Below are 26,032 nucleotides of genomic sequence, written 5' to 3'. Positions count from 1 at the left end.
GCTACCTTACCCCATCTCTTTATATTTTTGCTCATAAAAACGGCGAATTTTATTTTTTGTATGGCGAATTGGAATCTCGAGCTCATTTAAAATTTCTTGAAAAATCACTTTCCCTTTTGCTTCATCCTGAACTTCATATTCAAGTTCAAAATCCTCTACAGTTAAATATCGGCTATGATCAAGGACGAGTAAACCATTTCGATGATTTTTTTCCGCTCGCATCGTTGTAAGGGTTCCAAAATAAGTTATCGATTTGTCATTAATACCTAATTTTCGAAGCTGATCAACAATTTGTCCAGCAAAAAGTTGACCTGTTTTAATCATTTCAGTAGCAGCTTCCTTTGTGATTGTTTGGTGTGTTTCTAACAAACCAATTTTTGCTGGTTCCTTTAATGTCATAACATAATGTTCTTGCTTTTTTCTAATTCTAAGGGCTGCTCCAAGCTCTTTTAGAGAGAACTGAGGAGTATCAAAGTAGTGGTTTTCTTGCTTGATAAATTCATGATCCTCTATATGAAAAGCAGTTTTTATTTTTTGGAATTCTATTTCGGTAAGTAAATTTTTGAATTCAATCTCTATTTCCTGTGACATATCAAGTGAATCCTCTCATAGATCAATTTTATAGTTTCGTGATTTTGTATCTCGTATCAGTTCAGAGAAGACTGATCCTTTGCACATTTCCATTTCTTTTATTATCTCCTGAATCTAATCATCTCGCAATGTTATCATGTGAGTTTTTAATATGGTAAAATAATCATGGAACGCGTAATGGAAGGAGATATTTTTATGAATAAAAGAATTGAACTAACGAAAGCAATGATAGACAATAATAGCCTAATTCTGCATCCTGAATCCAATTCAATCGAAATGCAAGGATTACAGGCAAAAGGACAGATGCTTGTTGATTCTGATCAATTGGCATTTATCTATATTTTAGAAACTGCTGATGAGTTTGTCTATGCTGGATTACCACATACAATTTGGACACAATTAAGAGAAGCAAAAGATAAAGGCCTTAAGGTAATCTTACAAATAAAAGAACAAAATTTAGAATTAGTCGAGTTATTTGATGAACTTGATTATCTGTTAGAAAATATCAAGGGAAATGCAAACTATGGTGAAGAGATGGAGAAAAAGGTTGTTGAGTTATTTTCTTTAACATAATCCATAGACAATGAGTAACTACAAGGATTTTATACTTTGTATTCTTGTCTAGCACCAGTGTCTGCATTTTTTAGGCTTTATTGTGTGGTGGCTTAAGGGGGATTTTACATGCAAAGCGAACAATGGAAATTATTTTTAGCACCTTACAACCAAGCTGTTGAGGAATTAAAGGTAAAATTAAGAGGAATTAGATCACAATATGAACTAGAGCATTCAAATTCTCCAATTGAGTTTGTAACTGGTCGTGTTAAACCAATTGCGAGTATACTTGATAAGTCCAAACGTAAAGGTATTCCAATTGAAAATTTGGAAGATGATATGCAGGATATAGCAGGAATTCGAATGATGTGTCAGTTTGTTGATGATATAAAAGTAGTGGTAAATATGCTAAAAAATAGAAATGATTTAGAGATTGTTGAAGAACGAGATTATATTACGAGTAAAAAGGATAGTGGTTATCGTTCCTATCATGTAGTGGCAAGATACCCTGTTCAAACAGTAGCAGGAGAAAAGAAACTGCTCGTAGAAATCCAAATTCGAACATTATCAATGAACTTTTGGGCAACTATTGAACATTCAATTAATTATAAATATAGTGGGAATATTCCTGAAGACATAAAGGTTCGTTTAAAACGAGCAGCAGAAGCGGCATATTCTCTAGATGAAGAAATGTCCCAAATTAGAGGAGAGGTTCAAGAGGCTCAAGCTATCTTCTCAAGAAAAACCGAAAATGATCGTACATAATGGTCGGCGTTATTTGAAAGTCTTTTTTTTAAGGAAAAGAATCTAAAATATAAAGGGGTAGAATTGAATGAAGTTTGCCATTTCATCAAAGGGAGATCCTGTTTCAAACTCTATAATGCAAAAAATGAAAACCTATTTATTGGATTTTCAATTAGAATATGATGAAGATCGTCCAGACATTGTTATCTCTGTTGGTGGGGATGGTACCCTTTTATATGCGTTTCATCGTTATCGTAGCAGATTGGATAAGACTGCTTTTATTGGTGTACATACAGGTCATCTTGGATTTTATGCCGATTGGGTACCTGATGAAATTGAAAAACTCGTTATCGCCATTGCGAAGACACCATACCAGGTTGTGGAATATCCAATATTAGAGGTTATTATTCGTCATAATGATGGTGGTCGTGAAGCGAGATATTTAGCGCTAAACGAATGTACAGTGAAAAGTATTGAAGGTACTCTTGTGATGGATGTTGAAATCAAGGGACAAACCTTTGAAACGTTCCGTGGTGATGGGCTATGTATGTCTACACCTTCTGGTAGTACTGCCTATAATAAAGCATTAGGTGGTGCGATTCTTCATCCTTCATTACGAGCAATTCAGCTGGCCGAAATGGCATCCATCAATAATCGAGTGTTCCGTACAATCGGATCACCGCTTATCTTACCTGAACATCACACTTGTATGTTGAAGCCAGTGAACGATGTTGATTTTCAAATTACGATTGATCATTTAACTCTTTTACATAAGGATGTTAAATCGATTCAATGTCGAGTGGCAAATGAAAATGTAAGATTTGCTCGCTTTAAACCTTTCCCGTTTTGGAAAAGGGTACGCGATTCCTTTGTAGGGGATATAGGAAGATAAAAGTAGGAAGGTTTTCATAACATGACATTTCAACTAAATTGGAAGATTTTAAGTGAAGATGTTGGCAAAACTGTTTTGGATTTTGTGAAAGAAAAGAAAATCTCAAAGCGTGCTTTAACGGATATTAAATTTAACGGAGGAGATTTATTAGTTAATTCTCATCATGTGACGGTACGTTACAATCTTAAAGAGAATGATATCCTCACTGTTATTTTTCCTAAGGAAGAAAGAGGGGCAGGTCTTATTGCTGATGATGTCCCATTTAAAATTGTTTATGAAGACGATCATTGCTTAGTAATTGATAAACCTGCCTTTGTACCATCCATTCCATCCCGCGACCATGTAAAGGGAACATTAGCAAATGGATTAATAAACTATTATCAACAGCAGCAAATTCCTTCAACGATTCATATAGTGAATCGCTTAGATAAAGATACCTCCGGATTAATGCTTGTAGCAAAGCACCGTTTTGCTCACTCATTATTTTCAGATCAGCAAAAGAAAAAGGAAATTCATCGTACATATGAAGCGATTGTTCATGGAGTGATCGAACAGCAAGCGGGAACAATTACAAGCCCAATTGGCCGTAAGAAAGACAGCATTATAGAGAGGGAAATTTGTGAGGATGGCCAGGAAGCGGTAACTCATTTTCAAGTTCTTCATACTCTTAAAAACAAAACACATATCAAGCTAGTGCTTGAAACTGGTAGAACACATCAAATTCGTGTACATCTTTCGTCAATGGGTCATCCGCTCTGTGGTGATACTTTATACGGCGGGGATGTTAAAGAAATTAACCGGCAAGCACTCCACAGTGCCCAATTATCATTTTGGCACCCTTTGTTAGAAAAGGAAGTACAGTTTGCATCTGAATTGCCTGAGGATATGGAAAGATTGGCTAGAACCCACTAATTGAGTTAGTGGGTTCATTTGTGTTTTAGAGAAGACTATAGCTTAAAGGAAAGCAAAAATGAAGAGAGGCATTAACTAAAGAATAATCTACCCTCTATCTCGGAATCTTGATTCATCATATGGAAGCGTGGAGTCGACTGAAATTAGTTGATCCTCTGGATAACGATAAGCGGTAAGCTTGTTGCCAAATACAGCACCAGTGTCAATGTTAATCGTGCGTTTTAATCGCTGCGGTTCTTTTATTGGAGTATGACCATAAATGATTAGAGCTTTTCCATCATAATGCTGAGCCCAATCTCGACGTTCAGGCGTCCCATCTGGATTCTTTTTACCAGTAATATCACCATATAAGACAAAGGTCTTTACAGCATTACTTTTCTTTCCAATATAGTCCTCTCGAATTCCTGCATGTGCAACAATTAAGTTTCCCTTGTCAAGAACTTGATATAATGGTGATGATTCATAAAGCCAAATAAACTGCTTTTTAACCTCATTTTGTTGGCTATGGGAAAGTGCCTCATATTCAGCAACAGTTGTTTCAAGACCATGTGTAATTTGAACTTTATTACCAAGAAAAAACCTATATAGCTTATTGCAGTGGTTTCCAGGTGAATAAAAGGCATGTTTCTCTTTGACTAAGCGATAAATTACATCAACTACTCTTAAAGAAGCTGGACCACGATCAGTTAAATCTCCAACAAATGAAAGCTTACGACTATCAGGATGTACAGGAATTCCTGAAGCCCAATCATACCCCAGCTTTTTCGTTAAGGCTTCAAATTCATTAAAACAACCATGGATATCTCCAACAACATCAATTTGCACTTTATCACCTCTGATATTTTTTTGAACTTTTTTTGGGGACAGTCCCCAAATGAAGTCCCAAATGTATAAGAATCAGTTTACAATGATTAAATTTCAAGACTTACAAAGGTTTCAATAATTGAAGGGACTGTCCCCAATGGATCGTTATTTTTGATGGATGATATGTAAGGTGTCCAAATGGGGACTGTCCCCATCTCAAATGTCCCCATCTCAAAAAAAATAGTACCCACTAATTAGGGTACCATCTTTTTAATCAAACATGTATTTTCGTGTGCGGGATCTTACGTTTAGGACAATGCCGATTGCGACCATGTAGGTTGCGAGTGAGCTTCCTCCGTAGCTTACGAATGGTAATGGGAGGCCTGTGATTGGTAGAAGGCCAATTGTCATTCCGACGTTTTGGAATACTTGGAATGTGATCATACCGATGATCCCTGTACATAGATAGCTACCAAATGGATCGTTGCTTTCTAATGAAATATGAATCATTCTGTAAATTAATAAGAAGAAGAGTGAAACGACAATACTTCCTCCAATAAAACCAAATTGTTCAGAAATGATAGCAAAAATAAAGTCTGTATGGGCTTCAGGTAAATAGACCTCAAGGTTTGCATAACCTTTTCCCCTAAGCTCCCCAGAACCGATTGCAAGTAAGGATTTTACGAGCTGGAAGCCTTGTTCACCAGAATATTCGTAAGGGTTTAACCAGCCGTAAAATCTGTCGAGTTGATATTCTTTTAAAATATACTTGTGGAAAAAGTCAGGAAACTTAAAAAAGATAATCAAGACTGTTCCGATTGCAAGGAGCGCAGAAGTAACTGCTGTTAAAATGATTCTCCATTTAATTCCAGATACTAAAACAAGTGATGCAATTATTGCACAGAATACCATTGTCATACCCATATCTGGTTGTCTAACTAGCAGAAGAACAGGTGGTGCTGCAGTAGCTGCAAGCTTTCCTATTAAAAGAAAATCATCTGTTAGGGTATTATTAGGGTATTTTTCTCTGTGATCAGCAATAATCTTACTCAGTACGATGATCATAAAAATCTTCATTAATTCTGAAGGCTGAAAGTTTCCTAAAGGCCCAAGCTTATACCAGCTTGTAGCACCTTTAATTGTTTGAACAATTCCTGAAGGCAAAACCTCTAAACCGAGTAACAGCAGCATGCCAAATCCGTATAAATACCATGAAAGCTGTTTAAAGCGATCGTAATCTATAAGCATTGTTACGAAAACAGCTACTGTACCTATCACATACCATTGAAGTTGTTTCATTGAAAAATTAATACCTTGAAGTACTGAAGGGAGTGTTTCTTCTGCACTGTTAATAGCGAATGTACTAATAATCGCTAATAAAAACATAATAAAAATTAACGTATAATCTATTTGCTGTTGAGGGAATTTTTCAGTTGTCATAGTTGATCCCTTTCTAATCTTTAAACTTGAAAATTTCTACATTGTCATTGTATCATTAACCATCTTAATCGATTGTGAACGATTTGCAAAGAATCCTTTGTCACAGAATATGAAAATGTAAATTTTTTATGAATGTTTCGTTGTTCATTGTAATGCGCCACTTATTTCATATAGAATATTATAGTATTTATTAGATGTAGCGCAATATGTAGAATGGATGAAGAATGTGTCGAATAAATGGTATATCTCTATTTTACACTACTTTTTCATTTTATTTATCCCATATTCTATGGAAGTAATTATGACCCAAGCCTCAGGTAATTAATGAAATAGTCTAAGCGGGAGAGACTAAATGGAGAGGAGGACCTATAGTGTCAGATGAAAGAGAAAAAGTAGAATTGGAAGAAGAAGCATTACTAGCTGCGTTATCAAGTCAGAATATGGATGAATTCCGTGAGATTTTTTTAGAGCAGCATCCATATGATCAAGCAAAGCTTTTTGTGAAGTTAGAAGAGGAAGACCGTAATACTGTTTATAAATATCTGTCTCCAGAGGAAATGGCGGCTGTTTTTGAAAATATTGAAGATGATGATGACCAGTATGAAATGTTTTTGTCTGAGATGGATCCTACATTTGCAGCAAATATGCTTGGACAAATGTATGCTGATGATGCTGTAGATGTATTAAATGAGCTAGACAAGGATCAAGTTGCAAGCTATTTAACGATTATGGATGATGAAGCTGCTGAAGAAATCCGCGAGCTTCTCCATTATGAGGAATATACTGCAGGAAGTATTATGACGACGGAGTATATTTCCATTCATGCAAATCAGACATTACACTCTGCCATGCAGATCTTGAAAAATGAGGCACCTAATGCAGAGACCATTTATTACATTTATGTCATTGATGAGGATAAAAAACTAGCAGGGGTCATTTCTCTTAGGGATTTAATCATTAATGAACCAGATACAATGATATCTGAGGTAATGAATGAACGTGTTTATACCGTTAGTGTTGCAGAAGACCAAGAAGAGGTAGCCCGAAAAATGAAGGATTATAACTTCTTAGCACTTCCTGTTATAGACTTTAGAGGTCACTTACTTGGAATTATTACAGTAGATGATATTGTTGACGTAATCGATGAAGAAGCCAGTGATGATTACTCAAAGCTAGCAGCTATTTCAGATGTTGATTCAAATGATCGTGGTCCATTTTCAGCAGCAAAAAAAAGACTTCCTTGGCTAATTATCCTTCTGTTTTTAGGTATGTTTACTGCTAGTCTTATTGGCAGATTTGAAGAGACTTTAGATAAGGTAGCCATTTTAGCTGTTTTTATTCCATTAATAGCAGGGATGGCAGGAAATACTGGTACACAAGCTCTAGCTGTTGCGGTAAGAAGAATAGCAGTTGGAGATGCTGAAGAGCAAAGTACATTTAAAATGGTTTTAAGAGAAGCTGGAACAGGTCTGATAACAGGAACGATATGTGGAATTGTTGTTACACTCGTCGTTTTTGTTTGGCAAGGGGATATCTTTTTAGGAATTTTAGTGGGGATTTCAATTCTAGCTACTTTAACAGTTGCGACGATTGCAGGGGCCTTTATCCCGCTCATCATGCACAGATTAAAGGTAGATCCAGCGGTGGCGTCAGGTCCTTTTATTACAACAATTAATGATATCATTAGTATTTTAATTTACTTTGGCATGGCTACTTTGTTTATGCAATATTTAATTTAGTGGTTATAGAAGAGTTAACATTTTACATGAAGCTTTTACTTTGTTTTAATAAAGAAACACTTTTGGTGAACGATATCAAATAGATAAGGGAGGGATATGATGCATGGTGCATCCGTAACTTCATTAGTAATAGTTATCCTTGCGGCATTTCTAACACCTATTTTGTTACACCGCTTAAAAATGAACTTTATGCCAGTTGTTGTTGCTGAAATCATTGTCGGATTAATAATTGGTAAAAGTGGCTTCAATGCCGTATCAGAGGATATGTGGCTTGAAACACTGTCAATGCTTGGTTTTATTTTCTTAATGTTTTTAAGTGGTCTTGAAATTGACTTTTCAGCATTCGCTGGAGGTAAGAAGAAGGAAAAGCTTCCTTCAGGAAAAAATGCTCCAAATACATTTTTAGTATCGAGTGTCATTTTTGCAGGGATTTTTGTTTTATCATTACTGCTTTCCTATTTCTTTGTCTTGATCGGCTTAATGGATAATGCCTTCTTAATGACGCTGATTATTTCGACGATTTCACTAGGAGTTGTTGTACCGACCTTAAAGGACGCCCAAATTATGAAATCAAATATCGGGCAAATTATCCTTCTAATAGCTGTTATTGCCGATTTAGTAACGATGGTTTTACTTGCTGTCTTTGCGTCAGTTTATGGTGGAGGAGACAGTAACACGTGGTTATTGTTAATTCTGTTTGGAGCGGGTGTTTTACTATATTTCTTAGGGAAATCCTTCAAGAATCGTTCATTTATTGAAACGATGTCAAAAGGAACAATTCAAATTGGCACGAGAGCTGTATTCACACTTATTATTGTGTTAGTAGCTATCTCTGAAACAATTGGTGCTGAAAATATCCTAGGAGCTTTCTTAGCAGGTGTATTAGTTTCACTTTTATCTCCAAATAAGGAAATGGTTCAAAAGCTTGATTCCTTTGGTTATGGATTTTTAATTCCAATATTTTTTGTAATGGTTGGAGTAGACTTAGACATCTGGGCATTATTTAAGGATCCGAAGATCTTTTTATTAATTCCTTTACTTATTATTGCCCTGCTAATTTCGAAGATTGTTCCAGTGCTTTACTTAAAACGCTGGTATGATATGAAAACAACTCTTGCATCAGGTTTTCTATTAACCTCAACACTTTCATTAGTGATTGCTGCAGCAACAATTGGGGAAAGAATGGAGATTATTACTTCTGAGATGTCAGGTGCTCTCATATTAGTTGCCGTTATCACGAGTATAGTCACACCGATATTCTTTAAAAAGCTCTTTCCAGTGCACAAAAATGAAAATCCAAAAATTAAAGTTGCTTTTATCGGTGCGAATCAAATGTCATTACCTGTAACAAGAGAGCTAAACCCAGATTTATATGAAACAACGATTTATCATATTCAGCAAGATAAACTTGATAAACAAATTTCTGAATCATTATTTGAAATAAAAGAATTAAAAGATTTTCAGGTTGAGACGTTAAAGGAACAAAATGCGTTTGAGGTTGATCTGATAGTCGTTGCAACAGGTGATGAAGAAAGAAATGCTGAAATCGCTCTGTTTGCAAAAGATGAACAAGTGAATCGTATCATTGCCAGTGTGGCTTCACCTGAATTAGATGGAAAAATGAAGGAACATGGTATTGATGTTTTCTCTACATTGCTATCTACAAAAACAATGTTACGAGCGCTTATTGAAGCACCAAGTGTAATGCGGATTATTACAAACCAAGAAACAATGCTTTATCAAATAAACTTAAACAATGCAAAATATGATAATATCTTGTTACGTAACTTCCCGTTCACAGGAGATATCATTTTCGTTCGAATCTTTAGAGGAAAGGATTCGATTGTTCCTCACGGGGATACTGATTTAAAGCTTGGTGATCGTCTAATTGTTACAGGCTCAAGAGAGTATGTGAAGGAATTAAAACGAGAGCTTGAGCTTATCTGATTTTCAAATGTATTATCTGAATGTTTAAGAAGTTTTCCTTGAAAGTTAAAAAACATTTGGTATGATAGATATAAGTCAATAATAAGACCGCTAGGGGATCCCCAATAAAGGGGCTGAGATGAAAGTGTTTCTTTTTAAACCCTTATAACCTGATCTGGTTTGTACCAGCGTAGGGAAGTGGATTACGGCATAAAACAACTATGTATGTAAACCACTTTCTTACCCGGAAAGTGGTTTTTTTATATTTTAAGGAATTGCATAAGAAAATGAATTAAGGTGAAAAAGTTGGAGATTCATGTCATATCTGACGGGAAACAGACAGTTTGTGAATTAACAAAACGAATAGTAATGATTCACGATAAAGTAGATTATATCCATATACGTGAAAAAACGAAATCAGTATCGGAAATACTGGAGATTGTCTCGATCTTACTAAATAACGGAGTACCAAAGAGTAAGCTAGTTATTAATGATCGACTTGATGTAGCACTTTTGCACGAAATTCCTAATGTTCACTTACCAGGACATAGCTTTCCTATCGAAAAGGTAAGACGAATGAACCCTGATTTAAGGATCGGTCGATCTGTGCATTCTCTGCAAGAAGCAATTGAATGTGAAAAAGCAGGTGCGGATTATCTATTATTTGGGCATATTTTTCCAACAAATTCAAAACCAAACCTAGCTCCTCGAGGGGTACAACAAGTAGCTGAAATATGTCAAAGTGTAAGAATTCCTGTTATTGCAATAGGTGGAATTATTCCTAATAACATACCAAAGCTATCAGGGATGAATTTAAGTGGCATAGCGGTTATGTCCTATGTAATAGCAAGTGACAATCCAAAGAATGCATTACAAGAATTAAGATTGAGTTTAGTAGAGGTGAGAAACCGTGAAAACACAGTTTGAGGTAGGAATCATTGGTGGTGGTATCATTGGTCAATCGATCGCCTATCAATTAGCAAAAGAAGGCGTATCTGTCCTTATTTTAGAAAGTAATAAGATAGGGAATGGTGCGACAAGTGCTGCAGCTGGTATGCTTGGTGCAAATTCTGAGTTAGAAAATAATGATGCATTTTTTCAATTTGCTAAAGAGAGTCAACAACACTACCATGTATTACGTGATGAACTTTCACAAATATCACAGATTAATATTCAGTTTGTAGATAAAGGGATGTATAAGCTAGCGATGACAGATGCTGAGGCTTCTGCTTTAAAAGATGTTGTGAAGTATCATGAATCAGTGGAATGGCACTCAAAAGAGGTAGTACTAGAGAGTGAACCCACTCTATCAGCAACAATTAAAGGTGCACTTTACATACCAGAGGACGGACATGTGTCACCATACCATGTTTGTGCAGCATTTTCAAAGTCTGCTAGATTACTAGGAGCAACGATTTTAGAGAATACACCAGTACATGAAATAAAGAAAACAGTAACGAATGAGTACACTCTATCTACTCCGGTCACTGATTTTGTATGTAAAAACATTGTCATCGCAAATGGAGTTTGGAGTGGACATTTCTTTAAGAAATTAGGTTTAGATGCTGGAATAACTCCTGTAAAAGGGGAATGTCTGTCTATTAAAAGCAATGATATAGGCTTGGAGAAAACAATTTTTTATGATCATTGCTATATTGTACCAAAAGGTGATGGGAGATTTGTCATTGGTGCGACGATGGTTGAGGATGATTGGAGTACAGTGCCAACAATTGCTGGAATCCAATCACTCATAGAAAAAGTAACACCGATTATACCTAGCATTTCTTCAGCACAACTTATTGATACATGGGCAGGCTTAAGGCCACAAACAATTGATGGAAAACCTTACATTGGTCAACATCCTGAAGGTGAAAATATTTATTTTGCAACTGGCCATTATCGAAATGGTATCCTATTAGCACCGAAAACAGGGTTGATGATTAGAGATCTTATTTTAAATAGGAAACAAAATGAAGACTATGTGAAGGCATTTTCAGTTAATAGACTTCAAGTGCAAACAATGAGGTGAAAAAGATGAGCATTAAATTGAATGGTGAAATCGTAGAATTAAGTGGTGACATTCAGACGATTCAACAGCTATTAGCTTTTTATAAGCTAGAGGATCGACTTGTCATTGTCGAGCATAATCGAGAAATTATTTTAAAAGACCAATATGAATCAACTGATATACAGAACGGTGATGAAGTTGAACTTGTTCATTTTGTAGGAGGAGGATGATAACATGTTAAAAATTGCTGATAAAACATTCCAATCAAGATTATTATTAGGTACAGGTAAATATCCATCATTTGAGGTTCAAAAGGAAGCTGTAGCACAATCTGAGTCTGAAATCTTAACCTTTGCTGTTCGTCGAATGAATATTTTTGAAGAATCACAACCAAACTTTTTAGAACAGCTTGATGTTTCAAAGTATACTTTACTACCTAATACTGCTGGGGCTAAAACAGCTGAAGAAGCAGTAAGAATTGCTAGACTTGCAAAAGCATCAGGCTTATGTGACATGATAAAAGTAGAGGTAATTGGCTGCTGGCGTTCATTACTTCCTGATCCAGTAGAAACATTAAAAGCAAGTGAAATGTTATTAGATGAAGGGTTTATCGTATTACCTTACACATCAGATGATGTTGTGTTGGCAAGAAAATTAGAGGAATTAGGTGTACACGCGATTATGCCTGGTGCTTCACCAATTGGATCTGGTCAAGGAATACTCAATCCGTTGAATCTTCAATTTATTATTGAACAATCAAAGGTCCCTGTTATCGTGGATGCTGGTATTGGTTCACCTTCTGATGCATCATTAGCTATGGAGCTAGGTGCAGATGGAGTTTTATTAAATACAGCTGTTTCTGCTGCACAGGACCCAATAAAAATGGCGGTTGCGATGAAGCTTGCAATTGAAGCCGGCAGACTTGGCTTTGAAGCTGGTAGAATTCCTAAAAAGGAATATGCAACAGCTAGTAGTCCAACAGAAGGAATGATGACAACTTAATGGAACGCTACTCAAGACAACAATTATTTGCTCCAATTGGAGAAAGTGGTCAAGAAAAGATTAAGAATAAGCATGTGCTAATTGTTGGTGCAGGTGCGCTTGGCACGGCTAATGCTGAGATGATTGCACGAGCTGGGATCGGAAAATTAACGATTATTGACCGTGATTATGTGGAGTGGAGCAATTTACAAAGACAACAGCTATACGTTGAAAAAGATGCAAGCAATCGTATTCCGAAGGCGATTGCTACTAAAAACCATCTACATGAAATCAATTCAGAGGTTGAAGTTCAAGCATTTGTTGAAGATGTAACCTCCGCTAACATTGAAGGGTGGCTGGATGGAGTCGATGTCATCGTTGATTCAACTGATAATTTCGAAACAAGGCTATTGATCAATGATGTTTCATTAAAACATGACATCCCGTGGATTTACGGTGGATGTGTTGGGAGCTATGGTCTATCCTTTACCGTGATCCCGAAGAAAACACCGTGTCTTCATTGTTTATTAAAGCATATCCCATTTGATGGGATGACTTGTGATACTGTTGGTGTCATCTCACCTATTGTTAGCATGGTTACGTCACATCAAACTGCAGAGGTGTTAAAGCTACTTGTCGGAGATGAAGAAAATCTTCGCAGTAAGCTAGTATCATTTGACCTTTGGAAAAATCAATATTCTTCGATTAATATGGATCGTTTAAAAAATGATGCATGTCCTACTTGTGGGACAAATCCAGTATACCCATATTTAACAGCTGAGAAAGAAACGAAAGCTGCGGTTTTATGTGGAAGAGATACTGTTCAGATTAGGCCAACAAATGGAAAGCAGATCTCATTTGAGAATATTTCTGAACGTATTAAACCAATAGCAGATGCATTTTTAGAAAATCCATTTTTAATGTCGTTTACATTTGGAGAGCATCGAGTTGTCCTTTTTAAGGATGGACGCGCACTTATCCATGGGACAAAGGATATTGCCGAGGCCAAAACGATCTATCATCGCTACATCGGTTAAGTTGCAAGGAGGAAATTAAGATGACTGTATCTCGTGCATTGACAATTGCAGGCTCTGATTCTGGTGGAGGAGCAGGGATTCAAGCTGATTTAAAAACATTTCAAGAGCTAGGTGTTTTTGGAATGACTGCTATTACTGCTGTTACTGCTCAAAATACACTAGGTGTTCAAGGTGTATACCCGCTGACTTTAGAGGCATTAAAAACGCAAATTGATTCGGTGGCAGAGGATTTATCACCACATGCTATAAAAACAGGAATGCTTTTTAACGCTGACATGATTCGTCTAGTATCACAGCAAATCGTTCATTACGGCTGGGAAAATATAATTGTCGATCCAGTAATGGTAGCAAAAGGTGGACAATCGCTTTTACAAGAAGAAGCGGACGAGGCATTAATTACAAGTTTATTACCTTTAGCAAAAGTGATTACTCCTAATATTCCTGAAGCTGAGGTGTTAACAGGAATGGAGATTCGCACGCTGGATCACAGAAAAGATGCGGCTAAAAGATTAGTTGATCTTGGCGCAAAGAATGTCATGGTAAAAGGTGGTCATGATTCAACAAATGATGTGGTTACTGATCTCCTATATGATGGTCATACATTTCACCTTTTTGAGGGAGAACGAAAAGAGACGAAGCACACACATGGAACAGGATGTACATTTGCTGCTGCAATCACTGCTGAAATCAGCAAGGGAAACAACGTACTTGACGCGATCCAAACAGCAAAGGCCTTTATTCAATCCGCAATAGAGGATCAATTAGGATTTGGTAGTGGTCATGGTCCAACGAATCATTGGGCATATAATAAAAGGAACGTTTATAGGTAATGAAAAAGACTGGCTTTTGCGTTTTCTACACAAATTGGACTTGTTTTTGTCAGTTTGTGTAAAGTTTATGCGTACTAGAGCCAGTTTTTCTTATTTAAAGGCTATGTAAAAAGCTGATTGTTGCTTTTTGCATAATGTGGATGAGTGAGACTTCTGCATTGAAATGCCAGTCAAAAGGGAGATCATACAATCGCAAGACGCAGCGGACGCTCCCAGACCGCTCGCAGAAAGCGAACGCCTCTCGCTGCAACAACAGTCAAATTTAAAAGAGCCTATTTAAAAAGGAGTTAATCGATATGAACATTGTGGAGGCATTAAAGGTATACTTTGTTATGGGTTCAACAAATTGCCGTGATCTAGATCCTGAGAAAACGTTATATGAGGCATTAGAGGGCGGGGTTACGCTTTTTCAGTTTAGAGAAAAGGGTGTAGGGTGTTTAGTTGGCCAGGAGTGTATTTATTTAGGAAACAGCTTAAGAAAGCTATGTAAAGAGTATAAAGTTCCTTTTATAGTGAATGATGATATTGAGCTTGCGATAGAGCTAGGGGCAGACGGGGTTCATATTGGGCAAGATGACTGTGATCCACTACTTACGAGAAAGCAAATTGGACAAGATAAGTGGTTAGGAATATCTACACATTCAGTTGAAGAGGCTAAATTAGCTGTGAGGGATGGGGCTAACTATATCGGAGTAGGTCCAATGTATTCAACAAAAACGAAAACTGATGCACATGCTGTTGTAGGACCTGAACTTATCACACAAATTAGAACATCAGGATTTAGGGATTTACCGATAGTAGGAATTGGTGGGATTACATTAGATAATGCAACGAATGTTTACAAGGCTGGTGCAAATGGAATTGCTATTATAAGTGGTATTAGTCAAGCAGAATCACCAAAGCAAGCAGCTGCTGCTTTTCGTAAAATAGGTGAGTTTGCAAGATTTTAGTGGGAAGTTGCAAAATTCCATCAAATAGTTGCAAGATTATCCTTTAGATTTGCAAGATTCCACTTAAAAGTTGCAAAATTCTACTTCAAAGTTGCAAAATCATCGTCTTATTTAATAATAGGTGCCATTACTTTTCATTCCTAGCACTTCGAGTAATTTAATGCTATAATTATAACCAGGTACTAATAACATGTATTAATATTAGGAGGATGTACATGAGCTTATCACTTAATGGACGCAATATTGTGGTTATGGGAGTAGCGAACAAACGTAGCATCGCATGGGGGATTGCACGTTCTTTACATAATGCTGGTGCTAGACTAATCTTTACATATGCAGGGGAACGTTTAGAGAAATCAGTACGTGACTTAGCTGAATCGTTAGAGCGTAATGATTCAATTGTTTTACCTTGTGATGTAACAAATGATGAAGAAGTAAAAACATGCTTTACTGCAATTAAAGAAGAAGTAGGTGTGATCCATGGTGTTGCACACTGTATCGCATTTGCCCACAAAGAAGAATTGCAAGGCGAATATTTAAATACTACTCGCGATGGTTTCTTACTAGCGCAAAATATTAGTTCTTATTCTTTAACAGCTGTTGCAAAAGAAGCAAGAGGTCTTATGACTGAAGGCGGAAGCATAGTTACATTAACATACCTTGGTGGAGAGCGTGTTCTACCTAACTACAACGTAATGGGTGTAGCAAAAGCTTCATTAGAAGCAAGTGTAAGATATTTAGCTAGTGACCTTGGTAAAGATGGAATTCGCGTTAACTCGATTTCTGCTGGTCCAATTCGCACACTTTCAGCAAAAGGAATTAGTGATTTCAATTCAATCCTAAAAGAAATTGAAGAACGTTCACCATTACGTAGAACAACAACGCCAGAAGAAGTTGGCGATACAGCTTTATTCTTATTTAGTGATTTATCAAGAGGTATGACAGGCGAAAATTTACATGTTGATTCAGGCTATCATATTTTAGGATAAATGAATCTAATTTAACGTTAAAACAAAAACCTAATCCATTATGGCTTAGGTTTTTGTTTTATATAAGAAGAGGAATGTTTTGATTAAAGCGCAATTATTTTTGATGGCTGAATTGCTACCTGGATCATGTGTTTGTTAAAATGCCTCAACAACCTTTGCAAGTTTTATCTTACTTTCATCCATAAGCTCTCTTGCGGGCTGACGCTTAATTACGATCCCGTTTTGTATAAGAATGATTTCATCAGAAATATCAACAGTTACAGACCTACTTCTACTTTTACGTTCCAACAAGTCAAAACATTTTTGGGCTGAATTTGTAATAGAAGGAATTGGATTATTGGGTTTAGCGATAAAAAAGCCTTGACCATAATCAATTCCTAGTTGAATTACATGTTGAAGTTCAGCTTCAGTTTCAATACCTTCAGCGATAATTTCACTATTCATTTTCTTGGCAAACATAACAAATGCTTCTAAAATATTAGACTTTACCTCATTTTGATCGCTTCCACTTACTAACGAACGATCAACCTTAATATAGTCTGGCATCAATTCAGATATCGATTGTAAAGAAGAATAACCAGCCCCAGCATCATCAATTGCAATTTGAAAGCCTTGTTCTCGATAATGATTTAATACACTCCTAAATGCAGCAAAGTCATGAATCGCATTTCTTTCTGTAATTTCAAAAACAACATTATTAGGGTTGATTCCATAATGTTGTAGTAAAGAAATGGTATGACCAGGATTAAACTTGCTATCATAAATCACTTGTGAATTTAGGTTAATAAACAGTTTTTTACCTTGTAAAATACCTTTGCTCTCCTCAAATGCACGTTCTCTTGCGATTTTTTCCAGTGTATATAACAATCCTTCTTTTTCTGCATAAGGAAATAAAAGTGAAGGACTATAAAAAGAACTTTTTAGTGGCCCTCTTGATAAAGCCTCAAACCCATATGTCTGATGGCTATGAAAATGAACAATTGGCTGAAAATGAATGCTGAGTTGTTTCTTCCTAAGGATATCCATAAATTCATCCTTTAAAGAAACCTTTTCACTGATAAAGTCTGTATGTACATTGTTCATGATTTTTCTCCTTTGATCCATCACTACTGAAGGTTATTGTATATTTAGTCATGACGTAGGAAATGGGAAAGAACTAACAAAATTTATTAAGATAACCTTCCAAATATCGATATTCGACGAATGTAAAAGCAGTTAATCATAAGTCGCTCTCTAAAAGTTTGGTTTGTAAGGAATCATACATTTTCTTTTAGTTAGAAAGTAATATGTATTTGTTATGTTTATTTTTATAGATGAAAAATGTAGGGATGTTCTTAAAAGCAGTAACGGCTTCTCCTCTTAAATTTCTACGTAATACGACAATAACAAGAAATTGTTAAGTGAGAGTAAATTTAATGTAAATTTTAAATGTTTTTAGTGGGGCGGTTATTTTAATACACTTTTCACTCAAAAAATGTCATTAGTTGCAGTGAATATGATTTTGGATATTGAAATCAGGTTTGATGATTTATCACTAATCATTAATGGAATTAGGCACATTACCTACTTTTTGTGCATAACATATTGAGTGTGCACATTCTTTAATAATTGGAGGTAAAGAAATGAGCAATAAGCAAAAACAAAAATACCGTATGCAACCTCTTATGTATATTGTCCAGCCAGACAATCAAGACATTAATGTCAATATGCAATCCTTTGTTGTGAAGAAAGCAAAACCAAAGTCAAAGCCACGAGTTGATAGTGTAGATACTAAAGCGAAAACTTTGGTAAAGGAGGCAATACCTGAAGAGAATGAAATTTTAGAAATTCCTGAAGAGATCTCGTCAACTGTTCAAGAAAATCCGGTTCAAGAAAATCCAGTCGAAAAAGAGCAATCAGCGAAACAGTATCGAAAACAAAGAAAACCAATAACACAAATGAGTATTGAAGAGAAGATTGAATTTTTCACAAATTTACCTAAGAATATGCCACGGACACTCTGTCAAATAGAATCAACAGAGGAAAAATATCGCGGTGTCATTATTTCGGAGGTAAATGGGATTGTTACAATTCGTTCGCTAACACATGCCAAACCTATTGAATTACCTTTAGAAAACATTAAAGCAATAAATTTATTAGGGTTTTAAATAATACTTAAAACATAAAAAAGAGGATGACTTAGGGGAGACCTTTGCTATGGGTTATCCTCTTTGTTAAGGAGAGAATGTGAGGTAATAGACCAACTAATTCGCTCCACAAATGCTTTAGTTAACAAGTCTAGGTGATAAGCATTGAATTGCGCAAAAACATGTTAGATCAACTTCAACACAGTTTTTTGTTTTTACTAGTTTCTTAACATCACATACATCATGTGCAAGGTGACCGTGACAATCTAGAGGCAGTAAGAGTCGCAGTGTTGCACAACAATTTCTTATGTTTTCAACTCTAAAAAAAGTAGTTTCAAAGCAGTCGCCACCGACGTTGCCAAAGGCTTTAAATAGAGATCCTTTTTCATTGAATAAGATAAATGGAATTGTATCTCCAAGACTTTTAACAGGGTTAAGGAGGTTGCTATAACAGCTAGTAGAGCACTTTTCGTTAACGGCTTCTTGCTGGTCTAAAATGTTTTCAACTGCATCACATACACAATTATTATTTCGCATCTTTTTCCCTCCCTTTTAACATTCTTACTATTAATATAAGTAGCAAGGTCAAAAAAGGTGTTAGGTCATTAGCCTATCTTCTAACATTGGGGCAGAAAGTAAATTACGTTACGGTTTTAATTTAATTCTTCCATATAAAAAAAGACTGCTGTATGGCAGCAGTCTTTACATGTTGGATTATTTGTGATGGTGATGTTTTCTGTCAGCGATGCGGTCAACTAATTCTGGTGATAGGCATTGAATAGCGCAGAAGCAATCAAGGTCTACTTCGATACAGAAGTCTGTTTTTTCTAGACCGAAGAATCCTTCATCACAAGGATCACATACGCTTTCTGTGTTACCATCCATATCAACCGGACGTAGTAATGACAATGTTGCACAGCAATCTTCTACAGCTTCCACACGGAAGAAGATTGTTTTGAAGCAAGTCATGTCACCTGTAAATCCACCAACATTACCGAACGCCTTGAAAAGCTCACCTTTTTTGTTCGTTAAGATGAAAGGAATTGTATCTCTAGTTGGTCCAGCTACAGGACTTAATAAGTTGCTGTAGCAGCTAGTCGGACAGCTGATTTCTTCTACAGCTTCTTGTTCCGCTAAAATTTGTTCTACAGCATCACATACACAATTATTGTCGCGGTTTTTATCTTTGCAACCCATTGATAAGTCATCTCCTTAAAGAATAGTTATTTGACTTTAGTCCTTAACAGACTATGTGTGTAATGACTAGTTGGTGTGGGTTATCGTCTATTGTTTATGAATCATTAAGAAAAGAATTTAGGTGAATGGTATGTAATGATAAGAAAAGCTCAAGGCGTCTTGATCAGACTAAGGCAGGCATAAGACGCTCAGGAATAGAAGACGTTCTTTGTCTTCAATTCCTGAGTGGCTTAGACCTAAGAGGGGCTAGGCGTTGGAGCTAGACACCAAAACTGAGTAAGAAAAGTTATAAATTCTGATACTACAAAAAAAGCAGGGGGCTTCCCCTGCCTCTAACTGGTCATTAGAAAATGTCAATGTTTACTACTAATGCGATAAGGATTTGTAAAAGAACTTGTAGAGAGATCGCTACATCAGTATCAGTAGTTGTAACATTTACATCGCGTGAGTTTTCAATGACAAGTTTTTGTTTGTTAACTTGCTTCATATCAGCTTGTTGTAATAATTGTTGTGTAACTTGCTCAGCTTGATTGCTATCAGCGATTGTTAAGTTAATAACTAGAGCAATAGCGACTTGTAGTGCAACTTGTAAAGAAACAGCTACTTGTGTGTCAGTAGTATGAACGTTAACGTCACAAGAATCTTTAATAATAATTGTTTCTGATGAAATTTGTTCTGTTTCACTCACTTGTGCTGCATTTTGTTGTACTGTTGCATCGTTGTTAAAGAAATTTCTTCCAGCCACCTCGTCAGATTCAGTTGGATGACAAGAATTACGATCTAATGCTACCCATTCATATGGTCTTGCTTCCATAGTTTTTTCCTCCTTTCAATGTACTACTATTAAATGCTGAAAATCTATTATTGTATAAGACAAACATCTTGGTACTAAAACCCATTTTTAGTTTATTTGTCTTTTCTACTTTTTAACATTTCACGTAATGTCATATTTTTAGGTGCTTCCACTTTTTCAACTGGATTTTCCTCTTTCTTTTCTTTAGAACCTTTAACAAACTCGTCTACTTGTGCTTGAAGGTCTTCTACTACTTTTTTAAGCTGCGCTTTTTGCTCATCTGATAGCGTTTTTTTGTTTTCGTTTGAGATATTATTTTTACTTAAAACGTCTTGAACAAATAGCTGCATCATAGTGGATGAAATTTCTTGTAGATTTAGTTTTTCGTTAGCCATTTCTTTTCACCTCACTTTATTAATGGTAATGGGGGCAAGTAAATCTGTTATGTCGTACCCCAATTCCATAAACAATATCGGTTATCATGCATGTCTAGATGAATACAAAGTGATCGCTCTAGTTACCTAGAACTGGTTTTTTAAAACAAAAGTATGAATATTATAAAATGTCAATTTGAACTAATAGTGCAAGTAAGATTTGGATAAGAACCTGAAGAGAGATTGCAACATCTGTGTCAGTAGTTGTTACTTTAACGTCGCGAGAGTTTTCGATAATAAGTTTTTGTTTGTTTGCTTGTTTAATAACAGAGTTTTGCAATAGTTGTTGGGTAACCTTTTCAGCTTGATTACTATCAGCGATTGTTAAATTAATAACTAAGGCGATTGCAACTTGAATTGCTGCTTGTAAGGAAACAGCGACTTGAGTTTCAGTTGTTTTCACTTCGATATTACAAGAGTCTTTAATAACAATAAGCTCCTCTGAAGCTTGAAGTGTTTCAGTTACTTGAACAGCATCTTGTGTTGTATTTTCATTTTTGCAGTCATCTAAAGCAGACCATCTAGTAGACATAAAAACTCACTCCTTTCGTTAATTAAGAGGTTAGAAGAGAAACACGCTTTTGCCATTTCATTCTATTAAGGACGCGAAGGATCAAGTGAAGGAGATAAATAAAAGCCGTGTTTCCCTTTACTTGTATATAATGCAGATTCACTATCTTTTGAATGAGTAAAACATACAGATGTACACCCATTTTTCAGCAAATGCTCCAAGACGAACATAATGTAAAGACATACACACAGCCAGGTAAAATATTTTGCTAAAGGTGACCTGTACCTACTCATATTTAAGGTATCTTTTCCATACTGTATAAGGATCATGGTTTAGAGGGGGGAGATTGTTGGCAACTTGGCTACAACTTATCATCTTTGCATTCGCGTCCTTTCGATTAACAAGACTACTTGTCTTTGATAAGATAACTGAATTTATTCGTCGCCCTTTCCATAAGGAAATAGAAGAAATTGGTGATGATGGTGCTGTTGAAGTCTTTATCGAAATGAAAGGATCAGGCCTGAGGGCATGGATTGGTGAATTATTGAGCTGCTATTGGTGTACTGGTGTGTGGTGTTCAGCATTTTTGTATGGCATATGGATTTTTTGGCCCCAAGGAGCGGAACCAATACTTATTATTTTAGCAATAGCAGGTGTTGCTGGTTTGATTGAGACTCTAGTGATGAAGTTTATAGATTAGGCAATTCACTTAGAAACAATTACTATTGTTCACATAAAATATGATATAGGGCTACAGATTTACTGGAAATAATAGTGCAGTGGCACAGAATAAGCGCATATTTTTCTTACTTATAAAAACTGCGCAGGAAGGTGGGAAAAGGAATGAGTAAGATTAATCTGAATTCGTCCCTAAGACCAAGTAACTCAAATCAATCCGTCTATACTTCTAAAGCAAAAAAAGTTAAAAAAAGCGGGTGTGGTTGTGGAAAGAACAAGAAGAGTTAATAATCAATAACTTGTTCAGCCTTTACTAAGGATAAAACGTTTCAAGCTTATATACTTGAAGAAGTGACTATTACTTTGAGTGGAAGTCACTTATTTTTTATAAACATTTGAACTGAGTTTTCGGGTCAGCGCAAATTCAGATATTAAAAAAATATATTGAATAATTAGGAATCTGATTTAGGGTTTGCAAGCGAATTCCGAGAACTATAACTTTTAAAAAACCTAATCCTTTATGGACTAGGTTTTTTATACTTACTTGTTTTTAGTTCCCAATAATGATTTTATCAGAAATATTAATTGTTACAGACCTACTTTTACTTTTTAGTTCCAAGAAGTCGATATATTGTTTCGCGGTTTCAGTAATTGAAGGAATTGGATTACTTTGTTTTACAATAAAAAATCCTTCACATAATCAATTCCTAAATCAATAACCCTTTGAAGTTCAGCCTCTGTTTCAATACCTTCAGCAATGAATTCACAGTTCATTTTCTTAGCAAACGTTACAAATGCTAAGAAAATATTGGAATTTACTTCATTATAATCAATTCCAGTTATTGACCATATTAAACTAGTACACATTTATTCTTAACTTATATATCAACCCAATCATTTAATAGATTCTAGAATATCTTAATATTAGGTTAGTGAAATTAAATGCGCATTTTAATTCATCCTGGCTGACTAAAAGTTAAGGTTCAGACCCCTCAACCGAATATATTTATGGTTTGATTAAACCAAAAGCTTTATATAGGTATTGTTAGAGGAATTAGAACTTATGAGTCACATTCTTTAGCCCCTTCCGTTCAACTACAAACTACTGGAAGTTTTTCTCTTCACCTAGGCAGAATTCTCAGTCAAAAAAAGTCTTACTTCGTATACTGTTTTCGAAGAATCAATTTAAAGGGAGTGAAAATACGGTTATGTGTAATAAATGCGACCATAAAGATCACCATAAAGATCACCATAAATGCGACCACAAAGATCACGATAAATGTCATGAAAGTTGTGTTGAAGAAATCTTGGAGGCAATACTGAAGGCACAAAGGAAAGCAGATGGAGATGATGGATGCAGAACTTCATGTAAAGAATCAATTAAAGAACTATTAGGAGAGTCAAAAAAATGGACGAAAAACACGATTCCTTTTATTCTTTACTGCGGTGATTGTGCACCATTCAAAGCATCTGGAGCAACAACAATTTTAACCCATCATAAAAAGAAAAAGTTTGTTTGTATCACTTCTTTCATCTTTAGAATTAAGGACATCAAAGATAGTTGTGCTGTTCTTGAACTATTAACATTTAAATCTGATAAGAAATGCGAAAAAGATTCATATAAGAGATGTGACGAGACATGTTCACCATGTTGTCAAATTGATCATAAAGATGTAGATGATTTAGTTAAAACTGGAATTTGTATAAATGTTGACCTTTCCTGCTTTTGTGCCGTAACATGCTTACCGGCAGTACATTTATAGATCAGGTTAATATATAGAGCCTAGTAAGAAAGCTAGGCTCTATATTAGGTGTAATCTATAAATAGAAAAATGACTTTATATGGGACAGCCTTCACTGCCGCATTTTAAATTCAATTTCATGCCTTTAGTTATTTAAAAAAACGTGGGCTAGAATTATAGCTAAATGGAAGTAGTAACTAACACCATTATGGGTGTTTTTCATAAAAAAAGGTGAACCAGAGTTTTTGAGTTCACCTTTTTAAATAGCTAAGATAGTATAAAATTTTGTACTTAGTTTTGGTGTCTAGCTCCAGCGCCTAGACCCTCTTAGGTCTAAGCCACTCAGGAATTGAAGACAAAGAACGTCTTCTATTCCTGAGCGTCTTATGCCTGCCTTAGTCTGAACAAGGCGCCCTGAGCTTTTCTTAAAGCTATCCTCCAAAAGCTTCAAGAACATCCTTTATGTCACTCATCTCCAAGTCTATGGGTGCATGATGTCGATGGTTAGTAGGGTTTGATACTTGGAAATTATTTTTTTGAGTATACCCCTGTTGCATCATTTTTTTTATTTCTGATAACTCAAACAATATTTCCTCGTTACCCCCATGCATTAGTTTAGGATGAAGGTAACTATTAAGGGCTGATAACAGAAGATGAATAAGTGTATTGTTATTAGTATGGTATTCAATTTGTTCCTGCATTTTTTGGGATACAATATGTGACTCTCCTGTTTTGACATCGATGAATTTGTCAGGAAGAGTTAAAATAGTTTTGTTTATATAATCGGTGAAAATTTCAGCCATCTTGATCACCCTTTAACCTTTGCGGCAACATGAGCAACATTAATCCCATTTTCTTTCTTGAATTGGTTCATTTTCGCCAGGACCATCAGTCCAAGAACATTAAGCTTTTCCATATCTTCTGGGAATAATAAATCAATCGGGCGCCCTCTTTCAGACCATTTCACTGCAGCTTCTTGAATTTCTCTTTGGGCCAATTTTGCAGCTCCACCAACTGCAATATACCGGGCTGCACCTTTGACTTCATTTGAACTGCTACGGACTCGATCGAAATGTTCAAGGTATTTCATTGCCATGGATTTTAACTGCGGAATAATATATTTACTAATATCTTTTCTTACGCCTGCAAACGGTTCAACAAACCACTCCGACTGTCCTGCTGATAATTTTTCTTCAAGCTCAGACCTCGAATCGAATTTATACAGTTCATTTTTACTGATTTTTTGAATGATATTATCTAGAAATTGATTTATTCCGAACTGTTCTCCTTCGACAGAAGCTACAGGTTTATTATTCTTAATGCCTACAAAATCGACTGAATCTCCCCCAAGGTCCCCAATAATGATTCCTTTACGTGATTCACTAATAAGAGATTCATCTTTAATTCCTAACGTTGCTTGGTCACGTGTAAGACCTAAATATGCGCATGCTCCTTCTGCACCAACAATTACATCTTTTACATGTAGTTTGACAACTAACTCCTTTGGCTCAGCAGTGCCTGGTACCTTATGAAAAATAACGGAATGAGTACCAATTAAACGCTGCTTAAAGCTGTCTTTCTTTTCTTTGTATTGAGTGGTAGGTAAAGAAACAGCTAATTGGTCAATCGTATAGGATAGCACAGTTTCTTCGGGGTTTAGTATCACTGAATGATAAGCTGCAAGGGCAAAGAGCAGAATGTAAGTACGATCCTCATCAACTTTCTGATTATTAATAGTAGTTAAACTTACATCTCGTTGCTTAGCAGCCGCCTTACCAATATAAAATATTTCCCTTTTATCTACTATTGCCGGACTTTTCACCTCTACAATAAGGTTTTCTTCAAAGACTACATCCTCATCATCATAAGGTTTTTCATAAAACTCGCCATCATATTGTGCAATGGCATTTGGAATTTGATATTCGCACACCATTCCCTGATCAGAAGTCAAAGCCTTATACCAACTGTTTCCTAAATCAACGGCAAGAAAGTTTAGTCTTTCCATTTTCTCACTCCTTCCTCTTGAATCCTATGCAGATTGGGCGTTACATTGTGCAAGTACTTATAAATATATTTGGGCTTTTTTTTATTCCCAAAATTCCACATTTGTACTACTGCATTTATCCATAGGTTCGCATAGGATAACTTGAACCTAA

Annotated in this window: 29 protein-coding genes and 1 riboswitch; of the genes, 17 read left to right on the top strand and 12 right to left on the bottom strand. The window is 35.8% G+C overall.

Translation table 11 applies throughout. The annotated features are described in order from the left end of the window. Positions 1–6: 6 nt before the first annotated feature. A complete protein-coding gene (locus WCV66_RS25755; RefSeq protein ID WP_338787403.1) occupies positions 7–591 on the bottom strand; it encodes a CYTH domain-containing protein in 585 nt (194 codons plus the stop codon). A gap of 195 nt (positions 592–786) precedes the next feature. Between WCV66_RS25755 and WCV66_RS25750 the strand changes: the two genes are divergently transcribed. The 4 genes from WCV66_RS25750 to WCV66_RS25735 all read left to right on the top strand — a co-directional run bounded on the left by WCV66_RS25750 (position 787) and on the right by WCV66_RS25735 (position 3,691). Further along, complete coding sequence (locus tag WCV66_RS25750) at positions 787–1,164, top strand: hypothetical protein (RefSeq protein WP_338787402.1); 378 nt, start codon at positions 787–789, stop codon at positions 1,162–1,164. A 108-nt stretch (positions 1,165–1,272) separates the two neighbouring features. Then, a complete protein-coding gene (locus tag WCV66_RS25745) occupies positions 1,273–1,908 on the top strand; it encodes a GTP pyrophosphokinase family protein (protein ID WP_185654015.1) in 636 nt (211 codons plus the stop codon). 67 nt (positions 1,909–1,975) lie between these two features. Then, positions 1,976–2,779: an NAD kinase gene (locus WCV66_RS25740; protein ID WP_066336301.1), complete on the top strand. Its 804-nt coding sequence runs from the start codon at positions 1,976–1,978 to the stop codon at positions 2,777–2,779. A gap of 21 nt (positions 2,780–2,800) precedes the next feature. Beyond that, entirely contained in the window at positions 2,801–3,691 is an 891-nt protein-coding gene (locus WCV66_RS25735) for an RluA family pseudouridine synthase (RefSeq protein ID WP_338787400.1), read from the top strand. A gap of 87 nt (positions 3,692–3,778) precedes the next feature. Here WCV66_RS25735 and prpE read toward each other — a convergent pair whose 3' ends face one another. Both prpE and WCV66_RS25725 read right to left on the bottom strand, forming a co-directional pair. Then, complete coding sequence (gene prpE / locus WCV66_RS25730) at positions 3,779–4,516, bottom strand: bis(5'-nucleosyl)-tetraphosphatase PrpE (RefSeq protein WP_338787399.1); 738 nt, start codon at positions 4,514–4,516, stop codon at positions 3,779–3,781. Positions 4,517–4,765: 249 nt separating this feature from the next. Continuing rightward, on the bottom strand, positions 4,766–5,935 hold the full coding sequence (locus WCV66_RS25725; RefSeq protein WP_066336294.1) for an FtsW/RodA/SpoVE family cell cycle protein: 1,170 nt from the start codon (positions 5,933–5,935) through the stop codon (positions 4,766–4,768). A 371-nt stretch (positions 5,936–6,306) separates the two neighbouring features. Between WCV66_RS25725 and mgtE the strand changes: the two genes are divergently transcribed. The 10 genes from mgtE to fabI all read left to right on the top strand — a co-directional run bounded on the left by mgtE (position 6,307) and on the right by fabI (position 16,395). After that, positions 6,307–7,674, top strand: coding sequence for a magnesium transporter (gene mgtE, locus WCV66_RS25720; RefSeq protein ID WP_413789621.1), 1,368 nt, complete (start codon positions 6,307–6,309; stop codon positions 7,672–7,674). Positions 7,675–7,773: 99 nt separating this feature from the next. Then, positions 7,774–9,621, top strand: coding sequence for a monovalent cation:proton antiporter family protein (locus WCV66_RS25715; RefSeq protein ID WP_157094458.1), 1,848 nt, complete (start codon positions 7,774–7,776; stop codon positions 9,619–9,621). An 82-nt stretch (positions 9,622–9,703) separates the two neighbouring features. Beyond that, a riboswitch (TPP riboswitch) is annotated at positions 9,704–9,814 on the top strand. Between the two features lie 92 nt (positions 9,815–9,906). After that, positions 9,907–10,527: a thiazole tautomerase TenI gene (gene tenI, locus WCV66_RS25710; protein ID WP_338787398.1), complete on the top strand. Its 621-nt coding sequence runs from the start codon at positions 9,907–9,909 to the stop codon at positions 10,525–10,527. Next, a complete protein-coding gene (thiO, locus tag WCV66_RS25705; RefSeq protein ID WP_338787397.1) occupies positions 10,511–11,629 on the top strand; it encodes a glycine oxidase ThiO in 1,119 nt (372 codons plus the stop codon). Before tenI ends, thiO begins: the two co-directional genes overlap by 17 nt. Before the next feature lie 5 nt (positions 11,630–11,634). Next, positions 11,635–11,838: a sulfur carrier protein ThiS gene (gene thiS, locus WCV66_RS25700; RefSeq protein WP_066336283.1), complete on the top strand. Its 204-nt coding sequence runs from the start codon at positions 11,635–11,637 to the stop codon at positions 11,836–11,838. A 4-nt stretch (positions 11,839–11,842) separates the two neighbouring features. Next, positions 11,843–12,610 (top strand): thiazole synthase, encoded by a 768-nt coding sequence (locus tag WCV66_RS25695; protein WP_185652893.1) that lies wholly within the window; start codon positions 11,843–11,845, stop codon positions 12,608–12,610. Next, the gene (locus WCV66_RS25690; protein WP_066336277.1) at positions 12,610–13,626 is read left to right on the top strand and encodes a thiazole biosynthesis adenylyltransferase ThiF; all 1,017 of its coding nucleotides are present in this window, start codon (positions 12,610–12,612) and stop codon (positions 13,624–13,626) included. Before WCV66_RS25695 ends, WCV66_RS25690 begins: the two co-directional genes overlap by 1 nt. Before the next feature lie 20 nt (positions 13,627–13,646). Further along, positions 13,647–14,456, top strand: a complete 810-nt coding sequence (gene thiD, locus WCV66_RS25685) for a bifunctional hydroxymethylpyrimidine kinase/phosphomethylpyrimidine kinase (RefSeq protein WP_338787395.1) — start codon at positions 13,647–13,649, stop codon at positions 14,454–14,456. 296 nt (positions 14,457–14,752) lie between these two features. Beyond that, positions 14,753–15,406, top strand: coding sequence for a thiamine phosphate synthase (gene thiE / locus WCV66_RS25680; RefSeq protein ID WP_338787394.1), 654 nt, complete (start codon positions 14,753–14,755; stop codon positions 15,404–15,406). A 215-nt stretch (positions 15,407–15,621) separates the two neighbouring features. Continuing rightward, a complete protein-coding gene (gene fabI / locus WCV66_RS25675; RefSeq protein ID WP_185652896.1) occupies positions 15,622–16,395 on the top strand; it encodes an enoyl-ACP reductase FabI in 774 nt (257 codons plus the stop codon). 135 nt (positions 16,396–16,530) lie between these two features. Here the strand turns inward: fabI and WCV66_RS25670 are convergent, their stop codons facing one another. Next, entirely contained in the window at positions 16,531–17,478 is a 948-nt protein-coding gene (locus WCV66_RS25670; RefSeq protein ID WP_338787393.1) for an EAL domain-containing protein, read from the bottom strand. Between the two features lie 539 nt (positions 17,479–18,017). Between WCV66_RS25670 and WCV66_RS25665 the strand changes: the two genes are divergently transcribed. After that, positions 18,018–18,542 carry a CotO family spore coat protein gene (locus WCV66_RS25665; RefSeq protein ID WP_338787392.1) on the top strand — a complete coding sequence of 175 codons (525 nt, stop codon included), beginning with the start codon at positions 18,018–18,020 and terminating at the stop codon, positions 18,540–18,542. Between the two features lie 117 nt (positions 18,543–18,659). Here the strand turns inward: WCV66_RS25665 and WCV66_RS25660 are convergent, their stop codons facing one another. From WCV66_RS25660 to WCV66_RS25640, 5 genes are all read right to left on the bottom strand, one after another. Next, positions 18,660–19,058 carry a CotY/CotZ family spore coat protein gene (locus WCV66_RS25660; RefSeq protein WP_066336261.1) on the bottom strand — a complete coding sequence of 133 codons (399 nt, stop codon included), beginning with the start codon at positions 19,056–19,058 and terminating at the stop codon, positions 18,660–18,662. Positions 19,059–19,235: 177 nt separating this feature from the next. Next, positions 19,236–19,718, bottom strand: a complete 483-nt coding sequence (locus WCV66_RS25655; RefSeq protein ID WP_066336260.1) for a CotY/CotZ family spore coat protein — start codon at positions 19,716–19,718, stop codon at positions 19,236–19,238. Between the two features lie 343 nt (positions 19,719–20,061). After that, entirely contained in the window at positions 20,062–20,532 is a 471-nt protein-coding gene (locus WCV66_RS25650) for a spore coat protein (protein WP_066336259.1), read from the bottom strand. A 92-nt stretch (positions 20,533–20,624) separates the two neighbouring features. Further along, entirely contained in the window at positions 20,625–20,906 is a 282-nt protein-coding gene (locus WCV66_RS25645) for a hypothetical protein (protein ID WP_338787391.1), read from the bottom strand. Between the two features lie 160 nt (positions 20,907–21,066). Next, positions 21,067–21,477, bottom strand: a complete 411-nt coding sequence (locus WCV66_RS25640) for a spore coat protein (protein ID WP_066336256.1) — start codon at positions 21,475–21,477, stop codon at positions 21,067–21,069. A 325-nt stretch (positions 21,478–21,802) separates the two neighbouring features. Between WCV66_RS25640 and WCV66_RS25635 the strand changes: the two genes are divergently transcribed. Then, on the top strand, positions 21,803–22,156 hold the full coding sequence (locus WCV66_RS25635; RefSeq protein ID WP_066336254.1) for a DUF1360 domain-containing protein: 354 nt from the start codon (positions 21,803–21,805) through the stop codon (positions 22,154–22,156). A gap of 653 nt (positions 22,157–22,809) precedes the next feature. Here the strand turns inward: WCV66_RS25635 and WCV66_RS25630 are convergent. Next, positions 22,810–23,001, bottom strand: a complete 192-nt coding sequence (locus WCV66_RS25630) for an EAL domain-containing protein (protein WP_338787390.1) — start codon at positions 22,999–23,001, stop codon at positions 22,810–22,812. Positions 23,002–23,342: 341 nt separating this feature from the next. Between WCV66_RS25630 and WCV66_RS25625 the strand changes: the two genes are divergently transcribed. Continuing rightward, positions 23,343–23,897: a CotY/CotZ family spore coat protein gene (locus WCV66_RS25625; RefSeq protein ID WP_066336251.1), complete on the top strand. Its 555-nt coding sequence runs from the start codon at positions 23,343–23,345 to the stop codon at positions 23,895–23,897. Between the two features lie 410 nt (positions 23,898–24,307). Here the strand turns inward: WCV66_RS25625 and WCV66_RS25620 are convergent, their stop codons facing one another. Further along, the gene (locus tag WCV66_RS25620; RefSeq protein ID WP_066336241.1) at positions 24,308–24,679 is read right to left on the bottom strand and encodes a hypothetical protein; all 372 of its coding nucleotides are present in this window, start codon (positions 24,677–24,679) and stop codon (positions 24,308–24,310) included. A 5-nt stretch (positions 24,680–24,684) separates the two neighbouring features. Beyond that, the gene (locus tag WCV66_RS25615) at positions 24,685–25,881 is read right to left on the bottom strand and encodes a ParM/StbA family protein (RefSeq protein WP_066336239.1); all 1,197 of its coding nucleotides are present in this window, start codon (positions 25,879–25,881) and stop codon (positions 24,685–24,687) included. Positions 25,882–26,032: the final 151 nt, after the last annotated feature.

This window comes from Metabacillus rhizosphaerae (assembly GCF_037201795.1).
In the GTDB taxonomy this organism is placed as follows: domain Bacteria; phylum Bacillota; class Bacilli; order Bacillales; family Bacillaceae; genus Metabacillus; species Metabacillus rhizosphaerae.
Note: the sequence above shows the minus strand (reverse complement) of the source record. Positions and strands in the feature narration are given on the sequence as shown.